This window comes from Klebsiella sp. K5-45 (assembly GCF_030128605.1).
Lineage (GTDB): Bacteria > Pseudomonadota > Gammaproteobacteria > Enterobacterales > Enterobacteriaceae > Klebsiella > Klebsiella quasipneumoniae.
On sequence record NZ_JAKUZW010000003.1, the window covers coordinates 59,878 to 81,016 of the forward strand.

Here is a 21,139-nt window from a genome sequence, read left to right on the forward strand (position 1 = left end):
CAAAAGTACCATATCTAATAAAAACGGCTTAAAATTGCGTATTCTTCAATGAAGCCGTTCAAAAGATACTCTTTTTTTACTATTCAACAATCGCAGTTGCGTTTTTTCTTTTTCCAGCCGTAAAACCCTTGCGCCTGCTCCCCCTTTACGGCATTTTCTTAAGCACGCACTCAGGCTTCGCCACGAGACGAAGCCAGCACAACATCAAACACGACAGGGTAATGGAGAAGGCTATGTGTTCTATTTTTGGCGTACTGGATATTAAAACTGACGCAGGTGAGCTGCGTAAAAAGGCGCTGGAGCTTTCCCGCCTGATGCGCCATCGCGGTCCGGACTGGTCTGGCGTGTATGCCAGCGACAAAGCGATTCTGGCGCACGAGCGCCTGTCGATTGTCGATGTCAACGCCGGCGCTCAGCCGCTGTACAACGCCGAAAAAACCCATGCGCTGGCCGTTAACGGCGAAATCTACAACCATCAGGCGCTGCGCGCGGAATATGGCGACCGCTATCAGTTCCAGACCGGCTCCGACTGCGAAGTGATCCTCGCGCTGTATCAGGAAAAAGGCCCGGCGTTCCTCGACGACCTGCAGGGGATGTTCGCCTTCGCCCTGTACGACAGCGAGAAAGACGCGTACTTAATTGGCCGCGACCATATCGGCATTATCCCGCTGTATATGGGTCATGATGAACACGGCAACTTCTATGTCGCCTCTGAAATGAAAGCCCTGGTGCCGGTGTGCCGCACCATTAAAGAGTTCCCGGCGGGGAGCTACCTGTGGAGCAAAGACGGTGAAATTCGCCAGTACTATCAGCGCGACTGGTTCGATTACGACGCGGTAAAAGACAACGTTACCGATAAGAACGAGCTGCGCCAGGCACTGGAAGAGTCGGTGAAAAGCCATCTGATGTCCGACGTCCCCTACGGCGTGCTGCTCTCCGGCGGCCTTGATTCTTCGGTCATCTCCGCCATCACCAAGAAATTTGCCGCCCGTCGCGTTGAAGATCAGGAGCGTAGCGAAGCCTGGTGGCCGCAGCTGCACTCCTTCGCGGTCGGTCTGGAAGGCTCTCCTGACCTGAAAGCGGCGCAGGAAGTGGCTAACCACCTTGGCACCGTGCACCATGAAATTCACTTTACCGTCCAGGAAGGGCTGGATGCGATCCGCGACGTTATCTATCACATCGAAACCTACGATGTGACCACTATTCGCGCTTCGACGCCGATGTACCTGATGTCGCGGAAAATTAAAGCCATGGGCATCAAAATGGTGCTTTCCGGCGAAGGCTCGGACGAAGTGTTTGGCGGCTACCTCTACTTCCATAAGGCGCCGAACGCCAAAGAACTGCACGAAGAGACGGTACGTAAGCTGCAGGCGCTGCATATGTTTGACTGCGCCCGCGCCAACAAAGCGATGTCCGCCTGGGGCGTGGAAGCCCGCGTACCGTTCCTTGACAAGAAGTTCCTCGACGTGGCGATGCGCATCAACCCGCAGGATAAGATGTGCGGCAACGGCAAAATGGAAAAACACGTGCTGCGCGAATGCTTTGAATCCTATCTGCCGGCCAGCGTTGCCTGGCGCCAGAAAGAGCAGTTCTCTGACGGCGTCGGCTACAGCTGGATCGATACGCTGAAAGAAGTGGCCGCGAAACAGATCAGCGATCAGCAGCTGGAAACCGCAAGCTTCCGCTTCCCGTACAACACGCCGACCTCCAAAGAAGGCTATCTGTACCGCGAGATCTTCGAAGAGCTGTTCCCGCTGCCAAGCGCGGCGGAGTGTGTCCCTGGCGGTCCGTCGGTGGCCTGCTCTTCTGCTAAAGCCATTGAGTGGGATGAAGCATTCAAAACCATGAACGATCCGTCAGGCCGCGCGGTAGGCGTCCACCAGTCGGCCTATAAATAAGCCCTGACAGGCGTTGAAACGCGAAACGGACCCTCCGGGGTCCGTTTTCTTTTTGCGGGAATTATGCCGCTGAAAAACGATAAATAACCAATAATTGCCGATTATTGCAGCGAGCTGTTCGCAACCTAACCAAACAGTCACATTACAACGATTTTCCTTGAAAAAGAGGTTGACGCTCGCAGGCCCAATACGCATAATGCGCCCCGCAACGCCGATAAGGTTACGCGAAAAAAAGATGGCTACGTAGCTCAGCTGGTTAGAGCACATCACTCATAATGATGGGGTCACAGGTTCGAATCCCGTCGTAGCCACCATCTTTTTTTGCGGGAGTGGCGAAATTGGTAGACGCACCAGATTTAGGTTCTGGCGCCGCAAGGTGTGCGAGTTCAAGTCTCGCCTCCCGCACCATTCACCAGTCAGCGTTGTACGGATGGGGTATCGCCAAGCGGTAAGGCACCGGTTTTTGATACCGGCATTCCCTGGTTCGAATCCAGGTACCCCAGCCATATTTCTTCGATATTTGCGGGTCACCGCGACGGTATTGGGGTATCGCCAAGCGGTAAGGCACCGGTTTTTGATACCGGCATTCCCTGGTTCGAATCCAGGTACCCCAGCCATCGAAGAAACAGTAAGACAATTTGGCTACGTAGCTCAGCTGGTTAGAGCACATCACTCATAATGATGGGGTCACAGGTTCGAATCCCGTCGTAGCCACCATATTCGGGACGTATCGATACACATCGATAAATCCGCAAACAATTTGTTGGGGTATCGCCAAGCGGTAAGGCACCGGATTCTGATTCCGGCATTCCGAGGTTCGAATCCTCGTACCCCAGCCAAATTAAAAAGTCGTTCAGCAATGAACGCACTGTTGCTCTTAAACCGGGATAATGACGGTCAGGCGCAACAGACAATTGGGGTATCGCCAAGCGGTAAGGCACCGGATTCTGATTCCGGCATTCCGAGGTTCGAATCCTCGTACCCCAGCCACTTAAATGCAAAAAAGCCCACCTCGGTGGGCTTTTTTGCTATTGGCGTATAGCCATCCTGGCGCGTCACTGACTGCCGGGCAGGCGCTTTCCACTACGCCCCCGCCCGGGAAGCCGGAGTTACAAGCCTAACGCATACTTCAGCGCCTGACGCTTCAGCACCCCGGCGCGTTCGGCCGCCATCAGGCCAATATTACGCAGCATCCGCACCGGCGCCAGGTCATTGCTGAATCCGGCGTAAAACAGATCCATCCCCGACTGCATAATAAAATTATCCGCCCGCCGCCGCGCCTGGTAGCGCTTGAGCACCGGCAGGCTGGCCCACTCTTCGCCTCGGCCGCGCGCTTGCGCCAGGATCTCCAGCAGGGCGTCGACATCGCGATAGCCAAGGTTAACCCCCTGCCCCGCCAGTGGATGAATGGTGTGCGCCGCATCGCCCACCAGCGCCAGACCGGGCTGAACATACTGCAGCGCATGACGCCGGGTGAGCGGGAAGGCGCCGGCCGCCTGCGGCGTCACCCGTCCGAGACGCGCCGGGAAATGGCGGGCGATCTCCTGCTGAAGCTGGGGCATGGACATGCCCTGTAGCTGACGGATCCGCGCCGGGGCGTCATACCACACCAGCGAGGCCCAGTTGTCGAACAGCGGCAGGAAGGCGCGCGGTCCGCTGGGGGTAAACTGCTGCCAGGTGCTGTCGCCGGGATCGTCGGCGCATTGGACGCTGATGAGCATACAGGACTGCTGATATTGCCAGGCATGCACGCCGATGCCGGCCATCTCCCGCACCTGAGAGCTGGCGCCGTCGGCGCCGATAACCAGCCGGGCGTGGATCGTCTCCCCCTCGCGTAAACGCAGCGCCGTCTGCGCCTCGCCGCGCTGCATCGCCTCCAGTTCGCCGCCAACGCGGAGGGTAACCCCTTCGTGCGCCGCCAGCGCTTGCCACAGGCCCCACTGCAGGACCTTGTTCTCAACCATATAGCCCAGCTCTGGCAGCTTGAGCTCTGCGGCGTCAAAGGCGACGTGCGCGCTCTCCCACTCCCAGGTCTCCAGACGACGGTAAGCGTGGACGCGCATCGCCCGCACGGCATCCCAGACGTCAAGGCTTTTCAGCAGGCCGACCGAGGCCGCGCTGATCGCCGAGATCCGCACATCCGGGGCGGATGCCGGATCGAAAGCCGGGGGCGCCGTTTTCTCAAGCACCGTCACGGTAAATCCCTGTTGCGCCAGCCCTAACGCCAGGGCGCCGCCGACCATGCCGCCGCCCACGATGGCGACATCTGTTGCGTGAATTGTCATGGCTATTATCCTTAAAGCAGAATCCGTTAAGTTTACCGGATTTTTCGCCCTCTTGCGGTGATAACGCTCGCACTGGTCAGGGGGCGACCAAAGCATTACAATACGCGCCCTGGAATGCGAAATTCACCCTGTATATATCCCCGCGTTTTGGATATCTATTACTGAGCATGAGCAAGTCAATGACAAAAAAACTCCATATTAAAACCTGGGGCTGTCAGATGAACGAGTATGATTCATCAAAGATGGCCGATCTGCTGGATGCGACACATGGGTATCAACTGACCGAAGTGGCGGAAGAAGCAGATGTGCTGTTGCTCAATACCTGCTCAATTCGTGAGAAGGCCCAGGAAAAAGTTTTCCATCAGCTTGGACGCTGGAAGCTGCTGAAAGAGAAGAACCCGGACCTGATTATTGGCGTTGGCGGCTGCGTGGCCTCCCAGGAAGGCGACCATATTCGTCAGCGCGCGCACTATGTCGATATTATTTTCGGGCCGCAAACCCTGCACCGCCTGCCGGAGATGATTAACTCTGTGCGCGGCAACCGCAGCCCGGTGGTTGATATCAGCTTCCCGGAAATTGAAAAATTCGATCGCCTGCCAGAACCGCGCGCCGAAGGCCCGACCGCCTTTGTCTCGATTATGGAAGGCTGCAACAAATACTGCACCTACTGCGTGGTGCCCTACACCCGCGGTGAAGAAGTCAGCCGCCCGTGCGACGATATCCTGTTTGAAATCGCCCAACTGGCGGCGCAGGGCGTGCGTGAAGTCAACCTGCTGGGCCAGAACGTGAACGCCTGGCGCGGTGAGAACTACGACGGCACCACCGGCAGCTTTGCCGATCTGCTGCGCCTGGTGGCCGCTATCGACGGCATCGACCGCATTCGCTTCACCACCAGCCATCCGATCGAATTTACCGACGACATCATCGACGTCTATCGCGATACGCCGGAGCTGGTGAGCTTCCTGCACTTGCCGGTGCAGAGCGGTTCCGACCGCGTGCTGAACCTGATGGGACGGACCCATACCGTGCTGGAGTATAAAGCGATTATTCGTAAGCTGCGTGAAGCGCGTCCGGATATTCAGATAAGCTCAGACTTTATCGTCGGCTTCCCCGGCGAAACCACGGAAGATTTCGAAAAGACGATGAAGCTTATCGCCGACGTCAATTTCGATATGAGCTACAGCTTTATCTTCTCCGCCCGTCCGGGCACCCCGGCGGCCGATATGGTCGACGACGTGCCGGATGCAGACAAGAAACAGCGTCTGTATATTCTGCAGGAGCGCATCAACCAGCAGGCGATGGCCTGGAGCCGTCGCATGCTCGGCACGGTACAGCGCATCCTGGTGGAAGGCACGTCGCGCAAGAACATCATGGAGCTCTCCGGGCGTACGGAGAACAACCGGGTGGTCAATTTCGAAGGCACCCCGGACCTCGTCGGCAAGTTTGTCGATGTCGAAATCGTCGATGTTTACACCAACTCGCTGCGCGGCAAAATCGTGCGCACCGAAGCGGAGATGGGTCTGCGTATCGCTGAATCACCCGAATCAGTGATTGCCCGCACCCGTAAAGAGAACGATCTTGGCGTGGGTATCTATCAGCCGTGATCCCTTCAGGCCTGTCGGTTCCGGCAGGCCTTGTAATTCCTCTCTCCGTCCCTATATCTACAGCAATGCTTGCGCCATTTTCCTGTGACGTAAATAATTTCCTGATTAGCCGGCCACGCGCCGCGTCCGGCCACCTGCGTAAAGAGGAACAGTTTGAACATAGACACTCGTGAAATTACCCTGGAGCCAGCGGATAACGCACGCCTGTTAGCCCTGTGCGGCCCGTTTGACGACAACATCAAACAGCTGGAGCGTCGGTTAGGCATTGAGATCAACCGCCGTGACAATCACTTTAAGCTGACCGGACGCGCCCTTTGCGTACACGCCGCCGCCGATATTCTGCGCAGCCTGTATGTCGACACGGCGCCGATGCGCGGTCAGATTCAGGATATTGAACCAGAGCAGATCCATCTGGCGATCAAAGAGGCGCGCGTGCTTGAGCAAAGCGCCGAGAGCGTGCCGGAGTACGGAAAAGCCGTCAATATCAAGACCAAGCGCGGGGTGATCAAACCGCGTACGCCGAACCAGGCGCAGTACATCGCCAATATCCTCGATCACGACATCACCTTCGGCGTGGGTCCGGCGGGTACCGGGAAAACCTATCTGGCGGTGGCGGCGGCGGTTGATGCGCTGGAGCGTCAGGAGATCCGCCGCATTCTGCTGACCCGTCCGGCCGTCGAAGCGGGTGAAAAGCTCGGCTTCCTGCCCGGCGATCTGAGCCAGAAGGTCGACCCGTATCTGCGCCCGCTGTACGACGCGCTGTTCGAGATGCTCGGCTTTGAGAAGGTGGAAAAGCTGATTGAGCGTAACGTCATCGAAGTGGCCCCGCTGGCCTATATGCGCGGACGGACGCTGAATGACGCCTTTATCATTCTTGATGAAAGCCAGAACACCACCATCGAGCAGATGAAAATGTTCCTGACCCGCATCGGCTTTAACTCCAAGGCGGTGATCACCGGCGATATCACGCAGATTGACCTGCCGCGCAGCACCAAATCCGGTCTGCGCCACGCCATCGAAGTGCTGGCGGAAGTCGATGAGATCAGCTTTAACTTCTTCCATAGCGAAGACGTGGTCCGCCATCCGGTGGTCGCCCGCATCGTGAACGCCTATGAGGCATGGGAAGCCGCAGACCAGAAACGTAAAGCAGAACTGGCCGCCGAGCGCAAACGCGAAGCCCAGGAACAGGAGCAAAAATGAGTCAGGTGATCCTCGATTTACAGCTGGCCTGCGAAGAGACCAGCGGCCTGCCGGACGAAGCCCTTTTTCAACGCTGGGTCGACGCCGTCATTCCGCCGTTTCAGGAGGAGTCAGAGTTAACGATTCGTCTGGTCGACGTTGCAGAAAGCCATGAGCTGAACCTGACCTATCGCGGCAAGGATAAGCCGACCAACGTCCTCTCTTTCCCGTTTGAAGCGCCGCCGGGGATTGAAATGCCGCTGCTCGGCGATCTGATCATTTGCCGTCAGGTGGTGGAGCAGGAAGCCAGCGAGCAAGGTAAACCGCTGGAGGCGCACTGGGCGCATATGGTGGTGCACGGCAGCCTGCATCTGCTGGGCTACGATCACATCGAAGATGACGAAGCGGAAGAGATGGAAGGCCTCGAAACAGAGATAATGCTTGCTCTGGGCTATGAGGACCCGTACATTTCCGAGAAGATTGCTGAATAGCCCCCTGCCGGATCGTGGCGCTTGCGCCTCATCCGGCTGCTGTTCATGCATTTTACCCGCCTGAACGTCAGGCAACCCATGCCGTCCGGCGCTGAGTTTACGCGCGACGAGCGACATTAAATCAACATGAGAACCCAAACGACGCCATGAGCGACGACAATTCACACAGTAGTGACACAGTAAACAGCAAAAAGGGATTTTTCTCCCTGTTACTCAGCCAGCTCTTTCACGGGGAACCGAAAAACCGCGATGAACTGCTGGCGCTGATCCGTGATTCCGGGCAGAACGATCTTATCGATGAAGATACGCGTGACATGCTCGAAGGGGTAATGGATATCGCCGACCAGCGGGTCCGCGACATTATGATCCCCCGTTCACAAATGATTACCCTGAAACGCAATCAGACGCTGGACGAGTGCCTCGATGTCATCATCGAATCCGCCCACTCGCGCTTCCCGGTCATCAGTGAGGATAAAGATCACATCGAAGGGATTCTGATGGCCAAGGATCTGCTGCCGTTTATGCGCAGCGACGCCGAAGCCTTCAGCATGGAAAAAGTGTTACGGCCGGCGGTTGTCGTTCCGGAAAGCAAGCGGGTCGACCGCATGCTGAAAGAGTTTCGCTCACAGCGCTACCATATGGCGATCGTTATTGACGAATTCGGCGGCGTCTCCGGTCTGGTGACCATCGAGGATATCCTTGAGCTCATCGTCGGGGAAATTGAAGACGAGTACGACGAAGAAGAAGATATCGATTTCCGCCAGCTGAGCCGCCATACCTGGACGGTACGCGCCCTGGCCTCCATTGAAGACTTCAACGACGCCTTCGATACGCACTTCAGCGATGAAGAAGTGGATACCATTGGCGGGCTGGTAATGCAGGCCTTTGGCCACCTGCCGGCTCGCGGCGAATCTATCGACATTGATGGTTACCAATTCAAGGTAGCAATGGCAGATAGTCGTCGTATCATTCAGGTGCATGTTAAGCTGCCGGATGATGCTCCCCAGCCGAAGCTGGAAGAGTAAGCGGCGGCGCTGAATGTCACGGCCAGCCGGGAGACAGACCGTGGCGATACTCGGTTGTCCCCTCCCCGGCTGGCAAACAGCATAGCCTGTGGCAACAGGCGTTAATTTACGGGACGATTAGCCTAAATGGTATTTGCCTCTCTTCTTGAACGCCAGCGCGTACGTCTGCTGCTGGCGCTGCTATTCGGAGCCAGCGGAACGCTGGCTTTTTCACCTTACGACTTCTGGCCCGCGGCAATTATTTCACTGGTCGGTCTGCAGGCGTTAACCCTCAACCGCCGCCCGCTGCAAAGCGCCGGCATCGGCTATTTCTGGGGACTTGGCCTGTTCGGCACGGGAATCAACTGGGTTTATGTCAGTATCGCGCAGTTTGGCGGTATGCCGGGTCCGGTTAACGTCTTCCTCGTCGTTTTGCTGGCGGCCTATCTGTCGCTCTACACCGGCCTGTTTGCCGGCCTGCTCGCCCGGCTGTGGCCCAAAACCAGCTGGCTACGGGTGGCGATCGCCGCCCCCGTCGTCTGGCAGATCACCGAGTTCCTGCGCGGCTGGGTGCTGACCGGCTTTCCGTGGCTGCAGTTCGGCTATAGCCAGATCGACGGCCCGCTGAAAGGCCTGGCGCCGGTGATGGGGGTTGAGGCGATCAACTTCCTGCTGATGATGGTTAGCGGCCTGCTGGCTCTGGCCCTCGTGCAGCGCAACGGGAAGGCGCTGGTGATCGCCGCGGTGCTGTTCGCCCTGCCGTTCCCGCTGCGCTATATCCAGTGGTATCAGCTGCTGCCGGAGCGCGCGACGCAGGTCTCGCTGGTGCAAGGCGATATCCCGCAGGCCATGAAGTGGGACGAGAAACAGCTGGTTAATACCCTGAAAACCTACCTGGCGCTGACCCAGCCGCATATCGGCCACTCGCAGCTGATTATCTGGCCTGAATCGGCGATCCCGGATCTGGAGATCAACCAGCAGCAGTTCCTCAGCATGATGGACGATCTGCTGCGCGCAAAAGACAGCTCGCTGATCACCGGCATCGTCGACGCGCGTCTTAATAAGCAGAATCGCTACGACACCTACAACACCATCATTACCCTCGGCAAAGATAACCCGTACCGCTACGACTCGACCAACCGCTACAACAAGAACCATCTGGTGCCGTTCGGCGAGTTTGTACCGCTGGAGTCGATTCTGCGTCCGCTGGCGCCATTCTTCGACCTGCCGATGTCCTCCTTCAGCCGCGGTCCCTACGTGCAGCCGCAGCTGATGGCGCATAACCTGAAGCTGACCGCGGCCATCTGCTACGAGATCATCCTCGGGGAACAGGTGCGGGATAACTTCCGTCCGGATACCGACTTCCTGCTGACCATCTCTAACGACGCCTGGTTCGGCAAGTCCATCGGCCCGTGGCAACACTTCCAGATGGCGCGGATGCGCGCCCTGGAGCTGGCCCGCCCCCTGCTGCGCAGTACCAACAACGGCATTACCGCCGTGATCGGCCCACGCGGCGAGATCCAGAAGATGATCCCGCAGTTTACCCGTGAGGTGTTGACCACCACCGTGACGCCCACCAGCGGCATGACCCCTTACGCTCGCACTGGCAACTGGCCGCTGTGGGCGCTGACGGCGCTGCTCGGCTTCGGTGCGCTTCTGATGAGCCTGCGTCAGCGTCGCCGATAAGTTCTCTACCGGCGACGCCCGTCGCCGGCTTTTTTCTTCCCGTCATTTGCCACCCTGGCACAGTGATTGCTTTATTTAATCGAGTAGCGCCGTCCTCCGGCCCAGTGCAACCGGGTTGCACCATAAACGATCGGTGGTCGCGCTATTTTGGTGCAATGGAAGATATTTGCCTCCCATTGGTGCGGAGCGCTTCGCAAAAATAAACAATAAAGCAGCAAAATATTTACATTAAGCCAAACTAAATGCTAACAAACACATACAAATGCGGCACGTGGATGCGTGCCCCTAATAACAACACACACAATCACAATGGGTATCAATAGCGTCGGTGACGCTGCGGATAAGGAGTTGGATATGCAATTACGTAAACTGGCCACGGCAATGCTGGTAATGGGAATGACCGCTGGTCTGGCGCAGGCGGAAGATGCTGCCCCGGCGGCTGGCCAGAGCACTCTGGATAAGATCGCGAAAAATGGCGTTATCGTTGTCGGCCATCGCGAATCTTCCGTCCCTTTCTCTTACTACGATAACCAACAGAAGGTTGTGGGTTACTCTCAGGACTACTCCAACGCCATCGTCGATGCCATCAAGAAAAAACTGAACAAACCCGATCTGCAGGTCAAACTGATCCCGGTCACCTCGCAGAATCGTATTCCGCTGCTGCAGAATGGCACCTTTGATTTCGAGTGCGGCTCTACCACCAACAACCTTGAGCGCCAGAAACAGGCGGCCTTCTCCGATACTATCTTCGTCGTCGGCACCCGTCTGCTGGTGAAGAAAGGCGGCCCGATCAAAGATTTCCCGGACCTGAAGGATAAAGCGGTCGTCGTCACCTCCGGGACCACCTCTGAGATCCTGCTGCATAAGCTGAACGATGAGAAAAAAATGAATATGCGCATCATCAGCGCCAAAGATCATGGCGACTCTTTCCGTACTCTGGAAAGCGGACGCGCGGTGGCCTTTATGATGGATGACGCTTTGCTGGCCGGCGAACGCGCCAAGGCGAAGAAACCGGATAACTGGGAAATCGTCGGCACCGCGCAGTCGAAAGAAGCCTATGGCTGCATGCTGCGTAAGGACGATCCAACCTTCAAGGCATTGGTCGATGAAACCGTTGCCCAGGCCCAGACCTCTGGCGAAGCGGCGAAGTGGTTCGACAAATGGTTCAAAAACCCGATTCCGCCAAAAAATCTTAACCTGAACTTCGAGCTGTCGGACGACATGAAAGCGCTGTTCAAATCACCTAATGACAAAGCACTGAACTAATTATAACAACCAGGGGCGGGATATCCTGCCCTCCCGATGATTGTCACAGCACGGACAGACTATACGGCGGCTGGTCGTTCCCCAGCCGCCGCGAATACCGAAACAAGCTGGACAACCGTCTTCGAGGGTAGCAATGGCTACCCTTTTTTTTCCAGGAGTCATGTATGTCAATAGACTGGAACTGGGGGATATTCCTGCAACAGGCCCCCTTCGGCAACACTACCTACCTGGGCTGGCTGTGGAGCGGTTTTCAGATCACCGTCGCCCTCTCCATCTCGGCCTGGATCATCGCTTTTCTCGTCGGCTCGCTGTTCGGCATTTTACGCACGGTCCCCAATCGCTTCCTCTCGGGCATTGGCACCTGCTATGTCGAACTGTTTCGCAACGTGCCGCTGATCGTGCAGTTCTTTACCTGGTACCTGGTGGTGCCGGAATTCCTGCCGGAAAATATCGGCATGTGGTTTAAATCGGAGCTGGACCCAAACATTCAGTTCTTTGTCTCCTCCATGCTGTGCCTGGGGCTGTTTACCGCCGCTCGCGTGTGCGAGCAGGTACGCGCCGCTATCCAGTCGCTGCCGCGCGGGCAAAAGAACGCCGGTCTGGCGATGGGGTTGACCCTGCCGCAAACCTACCGCTACGTGCTGCTGCCGAACGCCTATCGCGTTATCGTGCCGCCGATGACCTCGGAGATGATGAACCTGGTGAAAAACTCGGCCATCGCCTCCACCATCGGTCTGGCCGATATGGCCGCGCAGGCGGGCAAACTGCTGGACTACTCAGCTCATGCCTGGGAGTCTTTTACCGCCATCACCCTGGCCTATGTTTTCATCAACGCGGTGATTATGCTGATTATGTATGTGGTCGAGCGTAAGGTTCGCCTGCCTGGCAATATGGGAGGCAAATAATGTACGATTTTGACTGGAGTTCGATCGTTCCCTCCATGCCCTACCTGCTGGCAGGGCTGGTGATCACCCTGAAGATTACGGTGATCGCCATCGTGGTCGGCATCGTCTGGGGCACCCTGCTGGCGGTCATGCGCCTGTCCAGCTTTCTGCCGCTGGCCTGGTTTGCTAAATCCTACGTTAACGTGTTCCGTTCTATCCCGCTGGTGATGGTTCTGCTGTGGTTCTACCTGATTGTCCCGGGCTTCCTGCAGAACGTGCTGGGACTGTCGCCGAAAACGGATATTCGCCTGATCTCGGCGATGGTGGCCTTTTCGATGTTCGAGGCCGCCTACTATTCAGAGATTATCCGCGCCGGTATCCAGAGCATCTCCCGCGGCCAGTCAAGCGCCGCGCTGGCGCTGGGAATGACCCACTGGCAGTCGATGCGGCTGGTGATCCTGCCGCAGGCCTTCCGCGCCATGGTGCCGCTGCTGTTAACCCAGGGGATCGTCCTGTTCCAGGATACCTCGCTGGTGTATGTATTGAGCCTCGCCGACTTCTTCCGTACCGCCTCCACGATTGGCGAGCGTGACGGGACCCAGGTCGAAATGATCCTGTTCGCGGGCGGCGTCTATTTTGTGATTAGCCTCAGCGCCTCGCTGTTGGTCAGCTGGTTGAAGAAAAGGACTGTGTAATGATTACCCTGAAAAACGTTTCAAAATGGTATGGTCACTTTCAGGTGCTGACCGATTGCTCCACGGAAGTGAAAAAAGGCGAAGTCGTGGTGGTCTGCGGGCCGTCAGGCTCCGGTAAATCCACGCTGATTAAAACCGTAAACGGCCTTGAGCCGGTGCAGCAGGGGCAGATTATCGTCGATGGCACCGTGGTTAACGATAAAAAGACCAATCTTGCCAAACTGCGCTCGCACGTCGGAATGGTGTTTCAGCATTTTGAACTGTTCCCGCACCTGTCGATTATCGACAACCTGACGCTGGCGCAGGTTAAGGTTCTCAATCGTGACAAAGCGTCGTCGCGCAAGAAGGGTCTCAAGCTGCTGGAGCGCGTTGGCCTGGCGGCGCACGCGGAAAAATATCCGGCGCAGCTCTCCGGTGGCCAGCAGCAGCGCGTGGCCATTGCCCGAGCCCTGTGTATGGACCCGATCGCTATGCTGTTTGATGAGCCCACCTCAGCGCTCGACCCGGAGATGATCAACGAGGTACTGGACGTCATGGTGGAACTGGCCAACGAAGGGATGACCATGATGGTAGTGACCCATGAAATGGGCTTCGCCCGTAAGGTGGCCAACCGGGTGATCTTTATGGATGAAGGAAAGATAGTCGAAGATGCCGATAAAGAGGCCTTCTTCGCCAATCCACAATCCGATCGCGCTAAAGATTTCCTCGCCAAAATTCTGCACTAACTTCTGCGGCGCGCACGATATCACCGTGCGCGCCTGTCAGCCCCTCCCCTTTTCAATTGCTTCATCTCAAAGCGACAGCTTCACAACGTGAAGTAAAAATTTCACAAAGAATTCAGGGGCCGTAGAATAGATTAACCGCCACGTCATCGTTAGCATACGGCATCTTGTAATAATCCCCGTGAGTTTAAATTTCTTGAAATAATATTTCAATTGACTTGCTATACGCCGCGCAGGCTATTTCATGCCGTGCACAACCATTAATTATAATCTTACTCAATGAAACAAACGGATATTGCTTCATGCGGACTAACACTAACGGACTGGCCATTATTTTGTGTTTAAATTTGCTCACCTGCTTTACCGCGCGGGCGGGTATTGACTCCGCCACGGTAAACCAGGTAGAACAGGATAAAGCCCGTGAAAGCGCATTAATGCCCCATCAGCAGCAATACCAATCTTCTCGCACCTATGCGAAAACGCAAACCTTGATATTTCCCGAGGAAGCGACCTGTCGGTACATCACGAAAGTTGATATTGCCTCCGAGGACAACGCAAAAACCACCGCCCTCCTCGGGAAGATCGCTGCCCAGGCGCCCGGCCATTGCCTCGGAATAGAAGGGATTCGCCTGCTGACGAACGCCCTACAAAATGAACTGATAACACAAGGGTATATTACTTCCCTGATCGATATCCCTTCTCAGTCACTAGAAGGGGGCATTCTCAAAATAACGCTGACTTATGGCAAAACGGGGCATATTGATTTTGCGCCAAATAGTGCCGTGACGAACCTGTGGACCTCCATGCCCACCCATACCGGTAAAATCCTGCGCCTCAGCGATCTTGAACAAGGGATGGCTAACCTGCAGCGCCTGCCTGGCGCCAGCGCCCATATGAAGCTGCGGCCCGGGGAACACATTGGCGAAAGTGATATTGAAATCGCCCGGGTAATGGATAAACAGTGGCAGGTTGGCGCCTGGCTTGATGACGCAGGCAGCCGCGCCAGCGGTCGCTATCAGGGTGGCGGCGCGCTATACCTTTACGATTTATCTTCATTGAACGATATTCTTTCCATCTCGGCAGGCGGCGACGTTGAATTCAACCAGCACAACGACGGCAACCATAACGGCAACCTTTACTACTCCGTGCCTTTTGGTTACTGGTCATTGAGCCTGTACGGCTCCTACAGCCAGTACCGCCAGCTGTTTAAAGGAAGATGGTCAAGCATCGACTATAAAAGTAAAAACCGTTATTACAGCGCGACCCTTAGCCGCCTGCTTTCGCATACCCGACAACAAAAAACGACCGCCGATCTGCGCATAGCGAAGAGCAGTTCGCACTATTTCTTTGGCGGCGATGAGTTGTATGTGATGCGTAAACAAAATCCTGTCTGGGAATTTACCGTGCGCCATCAGCACTATTTCAACAGGAAAATTATCGACGCAAGCCTGGGCGTTCAGCGCAGCCTGCCGTGGCTGAGCTCCGTCCCCACCCCCGAGGAAAAAGGCGGTTTATATAGCCATCAATCGCGCATTGTTCACGCCGATATACAGGCCTTGATGCAGTTTGCCGCAACCGGCGATAAGTTTAGCTGGATGCCGCGTTTCCATGCCCAGTTCAGCCCGGATAGATTATCTTCGGACAACCAGTTTAATATCGGCAATCGCTGGACGGTTCGCGGCTTTGACGGTGAAAATACGCTTTCGGCCAATCAAGGCTGGTACTGGCGCAATGATTTTAGCTGGAATATTCCCACCCCCGACCAGCAGGTATATCTTGGCCTTGACTTCGGCAGGATCATTGGTACCGAGCGCGCCAGACAGGGAAAAAGCCTTTCAGGCGCAGTCGGCGGCGTCCGCGGAGAAATAGCGTCTACGCAATATGATTTTTTTATCGGCACGCCCATCAGTAAACCTGATGACTTTCATAGCGATGCCATGAACCTGGGCTTTTCATTACAGTGGAGGTATTAGTTTTCATCGGCGCATTACTGCAATTTACTGATTCATTTTTTACTATTTAAAGGAATAAATTACATGTTTAAATTCAAGGTTTCATATGTTGCTCTGGCTGCAGCGCTAAGTTCATCCGTTGTTTATGCCGATCCGTCAAGCTATACGCATAGATCAGGGGCAAATGTTATTGATATCGAAGCTCCTAATGCCGCTGGCGTCTCGCATAACTTATATCGCGAATTCAACGTCGGCCCTAACGGCACTATTTTAAACAACAGCGCCAGCGACGTGAACCACAGCACTCACGGTAATATCGCTAAGAATAATAATCTGACCAACGGCAGCGCTTCCGTTATTTTAAATGAAGTCACCTCCAATAAAATGAGTAATCTGCAGGGCTTTATCGAAGTTAACGGACAAAAAGCCGATGTCGTTATCGCCAACCCTAACGGCATCACCTGCTCCGGGTGCAGTTTTATTAATACTAACAAAGCAGTGCTGACGACAGGCCAGGTCAATCTGAGCGATACCGGCGCGATTGATAGCTATACGGTCACGCAGGGTAAAATCACCATTGACGATAAAGGTATGAACGCGTCTAACAGCTATGTAGCCTTGCTGGCCGACGCCATCGCGATTAACGGCACAATGACGGCAGCTAACGCTATGGTGGGCGCGGGCAACTTAACGTTTGATAACAAAACCGGAAAGATGACCAGCCTTGGAAAAGCAGCCACAGCCAAACAAATATTATATCCGGAATACAGCATTGATATTAGCCAACTAGGCGGAATCAAGGCCAACAGTATCACCATGACTGGTAATAATCTGGGTTTCGGCGTCCGGAATAAAGGCACGATGGCTACAAACACCCTTCTCACCATGACCAGCAACGGTTCACTGATTAATGAAGGCGCTATCACTGGGAAAGGCATCGCGACGCAAATCGTCTCAGCAGGTGAGATGAAAAATAAGGGCAGCATTAACAGCAGCGCCCTCGCCACTCAGGTCACCACTCTGAACACATTGACCAATGAAGGCACGATTACCAGTGACAAAACGCTTAACGTGAGCGCCGCCGGCAACCTCGTCAATACCGGCAGAATTAATGGCACCAAGGCATTAACCTTAACCACCCTCGGCGATATCAATACCACCTATGGTTCAACGATTAACGCCGATGGCCAGTTAAATATTTCTGCCCACAATATCAACAACGGCGGTACAATGTGGGGCGAAATCACCAACGTCAAGTTTAGCGGGGATAATCTCACCGTCACCGGTAACCTTTGGGGCTACACTAATCTGGCTATCGTGTCGGCAAAGGATAGCAACGTCAGTTCAGGCAACATCCATAATACAGGGCGAATTTCTGGTATCGATATATCGCTTATCACTAATGGCGATATCATCCAGGACGGTAACCTTGTTAGCGGAAACTCTATGACGGTTAAAAGCGTCCAGTTCAAAAATAACAACTACGTTTACGGAAAATCCGTACAGATTGAGAGTAATAACGTTCACAATAAGGCAACTATTGATAGTGTCGATGCGAATATCATCGCTTATTATGGTATGAAAAATGAAGGCCAAATCATCGCAGCCAAAGATCTCACCTTGGATACGAAAAATTTTGCCGATATCACCAACTACGGCACTCTTCAGGCAGGAGAGAATCTGACGATTATCGCTAATAAAGTCTATAATGGCGGCTATCGCTGTGGTTTCCTGAAGCTTTCAACTTGTAATGTTGGTTCTATCTCCACTAACAAACTGGTGCTGAACTCCGCGCACAACTATGTTTCCGAGATGGGCGGTCATCAGCAGTTTAAACAAGCTGAAATCACGACCAAGCGGTAAGAGCAGGCGATGCGCTGATGTCAGCGCATCGCCGGTAGTCATTTTATTATGGCGCACCATGCTGGCACACGCTTTCCATTCGCGCGGAAAGATCTATCACGAGATAGTAATCATCAAGCCGCATTCATGCTGAGGACGAGTGCTCTGCTCGCTCATAATGATTATATGAAGCGCGAAGTGATCAGGGTAAAAGAGACAGCTGAGATATTTTACAATCACAGGGAAGACGTTTATCTATCTCGTTAATGCAATGATAGGTCGTTTTTAATCAGGCCCGATGCTATTAATACGCACCGGGCCGGATGCATCAGGGTTCAAATGGCCGGCGCTGGAACTGATCGTGGCCGCATTTCGGACAGCGCGGTAGCACATCCGGGGTATACACCGCCAGGTGATAGTGACACTTCTCACACACCAGGTTGCCTAAACCGACCACTTCGCCGCTGTGGTATACGCCGTGGTGATTCAGATCCTGAAAAACCTCCCGCCACTCAAGCTGGGTTTTGTCAGTGATATCGGCCAGCTCCTGCCACAGGCTCTCTTTGATCACCCGCATAAACACGCTGTCGCTCTCGTCTTCATGACTCTCTTCGTAGCTGCGGGCAAACTCCTCAAGATCGCGCTTGACCGCGGCTATCACCGACTCAATCTCGCTCTGCGTCAGATCGCCGGCGCGGACAATTTTATCGCGTGCCTGCGTCACCAGCGCGTCAATATCGCGTTCTCCATGGCGGAGCCGTTCGCTGAGCGAGGAGACCAGTTCACGGTAATATTGAGCAACCTTGTTCATCATTTCGCCTCCGGTGTGGTTAACGTCTTCTGATAATAGACCTTATTCCTCTCCCGCTGTGTCTGACAAGCCACAGACTCGCGAAATAATCTGCCCAGCTTTTGCCGATGTTGATGTGCGAAAAGCTGTTTTGACGTTGGCGTTTGGGCTATGCTATGCCGATCTGAAATAACACATCCATTGGCTACATTTTGTAGCTGTATTGAAAACAGGACCACTGGCTGCCATGCAAGAGCAATACCGCCCGGAAGAGATAGAATCGAAAGTCCAGCTTCACTGGGACGAAAATCGTACATTTGAAGTAACTGAAGACGAGAGCAAAGAGAAGTATTACTGCCTGTCGATGCTTCCTTATCCTTCTGGTCGACTACACATGGGTCACGTGCGTAACTACACCATCGGCGACGTGATTGCCCGCTATCAGCGCATGCTGGGTAAAAACGTCCTGCAGCCAATTGGCTGGGATGCGTTCGGTCTGCCGGCGGAAGGGGCGGCGGTAAAAAACAACACCGCGCCAGCGCCGTGGACCTACGACAACATCGCCTACATGAAAAACCAGCTCAAAATGCTGGGCTTCGGCTATGACTGGAGCCGCGAGCTGGCAACCTGCACCCCGGAATACTACCGCTGGGAGCAGAAGTTCTTCACTGAGCTGTATAAAAAAGGCCTGGTGTACAAAAAAACCTCCGCAGTGAACTGGTGCCCGAACGACCAGACCGTGCTGGCCAACGAGCAGGTTATCGACGGCTGCTGCTGGCGCTGCGACACCAAAGTCGAGCGTAAAGAGATCCCGCAATGGTTTATTAAAATCACCGCCTACGCCGATGAGCTGCTGAACGATCTGGATAAGCTGGACCACTGGCCGGACACCGTGAAGACCATGCAGCGCAACTGGATCGGCCGTTCTGAAGGGGTGGAAATCTCCTTTGACGTCAATAACTACGCCGACAAGCTGACCGTCTATACCACCCGCCCGGACACCTTTATGGGCTGTACCTACCTGGCGGTCGCTGCGGGTCACCCGCTGGCGCAGCAGGCTGCGGCGAACAATCCGGCGCTGGCCACCTTCATCGACGAATGCCGCAACACCAAAGTGGCGGAAGCCGACATGGCGACGATGGAGAAAAAAGGCGTCGATACCGGCTTTAAAGCTATCCACCCGCTGACCGGTGAAGAAATTCCGGTATGGGCGGCTAACTTTGTGCTGATGGAGTACGGCACCGGCGCGGTGATGGCCGTTCCGGGCCACGACCAGCGCGACTACGAGTTCGCCAGCAAATACGGGCTGAACATCAAGCCGGTGATCCTCGCCACCGACGGCTCCGAGCCGGATCTTTCCCAGCAGGCGCTGACCGAGAAAGGCGTCCTGTTTAACTCCGGCGAATTCAGCGGCCTCGATTATGAAGCGGGCTTCAACGCTATTGCTGACAAACTGGCTGCCATGGGCGTAGGTGAGCGTAAAATTAACTACCGCCTGCGTGACTGGGGCGTATCCCGTCAGCGCTACTGGGGCGCGCCGATCCCGATGGTTACCCTGGAAGACGGCACCGTGCTGCCGACCCCGGAAGATCAGCTGCCGGTGATCCTGCCAGAAGACGTAGTCATGGACGGTATCACCAGCCCGATCAAAGCCGATCCTGAATGGGCCAAAACCACGGTTAACGGCCAGCCGGCGCTGCGCGAAACCGACACCTTTGACACCTTTATGGAATCCTCCTGGTACTATGCGCGCTACACCTGCCCGCAGTATCAGGAAGGGATGCTGGATTCGCAAGCGGCCAACTACTGGCTGCCGGTCGATATCTACATCGGCGGCATCGAACACGCGATCATGCACCTGCTCTACTTCCGCTTCTTCCACAAGCTGATGCGCGACGCGGGGATGGTCAACTCCGATGAGCCGGCGAAACAGCTGCTGTGCCAGGGCATGGTGCTGGCTGACGCCTTCTACTACGTAGGCGAAAACGGCGAACGTAACTGGGTCTCCCCGGTTGACGCCATCGTCGAACGTGACGAAAAAGGCCGCATCGTGAAAGCGAAAGACGCGGCGGGTCACGAGCTGGTGTACACCGGCATGAGCAAGATGTCCAAGTCGAAAAACAACGGCATCGATCCGCAGGTCATGGTTGAGCGCTACGGCGCGGATACTGTCCGTCTGTTCATGATGTTCGCATCCCCGGCGGATATGACCCTCGAGTGGCAGGAATCTGGCGTCGAAGGGGCGAACCGCTTCCTGAAACGCGTCTGGAAGCTGGTCTACGAACACACCACCAAAGGGGACGTTGCGGCCCTGAACGTGGCGGCGCTGAGTGAAGATCAGAAAGCGCTGCGTCGCGATATCCACAAAACTATCGCCAAAGTGACCGATGACATCGGCCGTCGTCAGACCTTCAACACCGCCATCGCGGCGATCATGGAGCTGATGAACAAGCTGGCGAAAGCGCCGCAAGAAGATAAGCAGGATCGCGCCCTGATGCAGGAAGCCCTGCTGGCGGTAGTGCGTATGCTCAACCCGTTCACCCCGCACGTCAGCTTCACCCTGTGGCGTGAGCTGAACGGCGAAGGTGATATCGACAACGCGCCGTGGCCGGTGGCGGATGAAAGCGCGATGGTGGAAGACAGCACCCTCGTCGTCGTCCAGGTCAACGGCAAAGTTCGTGGTAAAATTACCGTTGCGGTAGACGCAACTGAAGAGCAGGTCCGCGAGCGCGCCGGCCAGGAGCATCTGGTGGCGAAGTATCTCGACGGCAAAACCGTGCGTAAAGTGATTTACGTCCCGGGTAAACTGCTCAATCTGGTCGTTGGCTAAGCGCGGGAGGA

Annotated in this window: 15 protein-coding genes and 7 tRNA genes; 20 read left to right on the forward strand and 2 right to left on the reverse strand. The window is 55.3% G+C overall.

Annotation, left to right across the window (positions count from 1 at the left end; genetic code table 11):
- Positions 1-233 precede the first annotated feature (233 nt).
- The 8 genes from asnB to MKS11_RS07025 all read left to right on the forward strand — a co-directional run bounded on the left by asnB (position 234) and on the right by MKS11_RS07025 (position 2,888).
- Entirely contained in the window at positions 234-1,898 is a 1,665-nt protein-coding gene (asnB, locus tag MKS11_RS06990; RefSeq protein ID WP_004885914.1) for an asparagine synthase B, read from the forward strand.
- A gap of 237 nt (positions 1,899-2,135) precedes the next feature.
- Positions 2,136-2,212, forward strand: a tRNA-Met gene (locus MKS11_RS06995).
- Positions 2,213-2,221: 9 nt separating this feature from the next.
- A tRNA-Leu gene (locus MKS11_RS07000) sits at positions 2,222-2,306 on the forward strand.
- A 23-nt stretch (positions 2,307-2,329) separates the two neighbouring features.
- Positions 2,330-2,404, forward strand: a tRNA-Gln gene (locus MKS11_RS07005).
- Between the two features lie 36 nt (positions 2,405-2,440).
- Positions 2,441-2,515, forward strand: a tRNA-Gln gene (locus MKS11_RS07010).
- A gap of 23 nt (positions 2,516-2,538) precedes the next feature.
- Positions 2,539-2,615: transfer RNA gene (locus tag MKS11_RS07015), tRNA-Met, on the forward strand.
- Between the two features lie 47 nt (positions 2,616-2,662).
- Positions 2,663-2,737 (forward strand) — tRNA-Gln (locus MKS11_RS07020).
- A 76-nt stretch (positions 2,738-2,813) separates the two neighbouring features.
- Positions 2,814-2,888: transfer RNA gene (locus MKS11_RS07025), tRNA-Gln, on the forward strand.
- A 119-nt stretch (positions 2,889-3,007) separates the two neighbouring features.
- On the opposite strand, the gene ubiF is transcribed toward MKS11_RS07025, so the two are convergent.
- Positions 3,008-4,183 carry a 3-demethoxyubiquinol 3-hydroxylase gene (ubiF, locus tag MKS11_RS07030; protein WP_023319974.1) on the reverse strand — a complete coding sequence of 392 codons (1,176 nt, stop codon included), beginning with the start codon at positions 4,181-4,183 and terminating at the stop codon, positions 3,008-3,010.
- A gap of 179 nt (positions 4,184-4,362) precedes the next feature.
- Here ubiF and miaB point away from each other — a divergent pair, with 179 nt between their 5' ends.
- The 11 genes from miaB to MKS11_RS07085 all read left to right on the forward strand — a co-directional run bounded on the left by miaB (position 4,363) and on the right by MKS11_RS07085 (position 17,529).
- Positions 4,363-5,787: a tRNA (N6-isopentenyl adenosine(37)-C2)-methylthiotransferase MiaB gene (gene miaB, locus MKS11_RS07035; protein WP_087771322.1), complete on the forward strand. Its 1,425-nt coding sequence runs from the start codon at positions 4,363-4,365 to the stop codon at positions 5,785-5,787.
- A gap of 153 nt (positions 5,788-5,940) precedes the next feature.
- Positions 5,941-6,987, forward strand: coding sequence for a PhoH family protein (locus MKS11_RS07040; protein WP_004176871.1), 1,047 nt, complete (start codon positions 5,941-5,943; stop codon positions 6,985-6,987).
- Positions 6,984-7,457, forward strand: coding sequence for an rRNA maturation RNase YbeY (gene ybeY, locus MKS11_RS07045; RefSeq protein ID WP_002894722.1), 474 nt, complete (start codon positions 6,984-6,986; stop codon positions 7,455-7,457). The genes MKS11_RS07040 and ybeY overlap by 4 nt, the downstream gene beginning before the upstream one ends.
- A 146-nt stretch (positions 7,458-7,603) precedes the next feature.
- On the forward strand, positions 7,604-8,482 hold the full coding sequence (gene corC / locus MKS11_RS07050) for a CNNM family magnesium/cobalt transport protein CorC (RefSeq protein WP_004197606.1): 879 nt from the start codon (positions 7,604-7,606) through the stop codon (positions 8,480-8,482).
- Positions 8,483-8,608: 126 nt separating this feature from the next.
- Complete coding sequence (lnt, locus tag MKS11_RS07055) at positions 8,609-10,147, forward strand: apolipoprotein N-acyltransferase (protein ID WP_004885901.1); 1,539 nt, start codon at positions 8,609-8,611, stop codon at positions 10,145-10,147.
- Between the two features lie 354 nt (positions 10,148-10,501).
- Positions 10,502-11,413 (forward strand): amino acid ABC transporter substrate-binding protein, encoded by a 912-nt coding sequence (locus MKS11_RS07060; RefSeq protein WP_004885900.1) that lies wholly within the window; start codon positions 10,502-10,504, stop codon positions 11,411-11,413.
- A gap of 164 nt (positions 11,414-11,577) precedes the next feature.
- Positions 11,578-12,318, forward strand: a complete 741-nt coding sequence (locus MKS11_RS07065) for an amino acid ABC transporter permease (protein WP_002894709.1) — start codon at positions 11,578-11,580, stop codon at positions 12,316-12,318.
- On the forward strand, positions 12,318-12,992 hold the full coding sequence (gene gltK / locus MKS11_RS07070; protein ID WP_002894707.1) for a glutamate/aspartate ABC transporter permease GltK: 675 nt from the start codon (positions 12,318-12,320) through the stop codon (positions 12,990-12,992). The genes MKS11_RS07065 and gltK overlap by 1 nt, the downstream gene beginning before the upstream one ends.
- Positions 12,992-13,717: an amino acid ABC transporter ATP-binding protein gene (locus tag MKS11_RS07075; protein WP_004885898.1), complete on the forward strand. Its 726-nt coding sequence runs from the start codon at positions 12,992-12,994 to the stop codon at positions 13,715-13,717. Before gltK ends, MKS11_RS07075 begins: the two co-directional genes overlap by 1 nt.
- 299 nt (positions 13,718-14,016) lie before the next feature.
- A complete protein-coding gene (locus MKS11_RS07080; RefSeq protein ID WP_017901432.1) occupies positions 14,017-15,687 on the forward strand; it encodes a ShlB/FhaC/HecB family hemolysin secretion/activation protein in 1,671 nt (556 codons plus the stop codon).
- Between the two features lie 63 nt (positions 15,688-15,750).
- Complete coding sequence (locus MKS11_RS07085) at positions 15,751-17,529, forward strand: filamentous hemagglutinin N-terminal domain-containing protein (protein ID WP_087771320.1); 1,779 nt, start codon at positions 15,751-15,753, stop codon at positions 17,527-17,529.
- A gap of 307 nt (positions 17,530-17,836) precedes the next feature.
- On the opposite strand, the gene MKS11_RS07090 is transcribed toward MKS11_RS07085, so the two are convergent.
- The gene (locus MKS11_RS07090) at positions 17,837-18,319 is read right to left on the reverse strand and encodes a zinc ribbon-containing protein (protein ID WP_025999140.1); all 483 of its coding nucleotides are present in this window, start codon (positions 18,317-18,319) and stop codon (positions 17,837-17,839) included.
- Positions 18,320-18,545: 226 nt separating this feature from the next.
- Between MKS11_RS07090 and leuS the strand changes: the two genes are divergently transcribed.
- Entirely contained in the window at positions 18,546-21,128 is a 2,583-nt protein-coding gene (gene leuS / locus MKS11_RS07095; RefSeq protein ID WP_087771319.1) for a leucine--tRNA ligase, read from the forward strand.
- Positions 21,129-21,139 lie beyond the last annotated feature (11 nt).

Bases quoted from the DNA above. Each gene is read 5' to 3' on its own strand.
- asnB (WP_004885914.1), top strand. From the start codon at position 234: ATGTGTTCTATTTTTGGCGTACTGGATATTAAAACTGACGCAGGTGAG.
- ubiF (WP_023319974.1), bottom strand. From the start codon at position 4,183: ATGACAATTCACGCAACAGATGTCGCCATCGTGGGCGGCGGCATGGTC.
- miaB (WP_087771322.1), top strand. From the start codon at position 4,363: ATGACAAAAAAACTCCATATTAAAACCTGGGGCTGTCAGATGAACGAG.
- ybeY (WP_002894722.1), top strand. From the start codon at position 6,984: ATGAGTCAGGTGATCCTCGATTTACAGCTGGCCTGCGAAGAGACCAGC.
- corC (WP_004197606.1), top strand. From the start codon at position 7,604: ATGAGCGACGACAATTCACACAGTAGTGACACAGTAAACAGCAAAAAG.
- lnt (WP_004885901.1), top strand. From the start codon at position 8,609: ATGGTATTTGCCTCTCTTCTTGAACGCCAGCGCGTACGTCTGCTGCTG.
- MKS11_RS07060 (WP_004885900.1), top strand. From the start codon at position 10,502: ATGCAATTACGTAAACTGGCCACGGCAATGCTGGTAATGGGAATGACC.
- MKS11_RS07065 (WP_002894709.1), top strand. From the start codon at position 11,578: ATGTCAATAGACTGGAACTGGGGGATATTCCTGCAACAGGCCCCCTTC.
- gltK (WP_002894707.1), top strand. From the start codon at position 12,318: ATGTACGATTTTGACTGGAGTTCGATCGTTCCCTCCATGCCCTACCTG.
- MKS11_RS07075 (WP_004885898.1), top strand. From the start codon at position 12,992: ATGATTACCCTGAAAAACGTTTCAAAATGGTATGGTCACTTTCAGGTG.
- MKS11_RS07080 (WP_017901432.1), top strand. From the start codon at position 14,017: ATGCGGACTAACACTAACGGACTGGCCATTATTTTGTGTTTAAATTTG.
- MKS11_RS07085 (WP_087771320.1), top strand. From the start codon at position 15,751: ATGTTTAAATTCAAGGTTTCATATGTTGCTCTGGCTGCAGCGCTAAGT.
- MKS11_RS07090 (WP_025999140.1), bottom strand. From the start codon at position 18,319: ATGAACAAGGTTGCTCAATATTACCGTGAACTGGTCTCCTCGCTCAGC.
- leuS (WP_087771319.1), top strand. From the start codon at position 18,546: ATGCAAGAGCAATACCGCCCGGAAGAGATAGAATCGAAAGTCCAGCTT.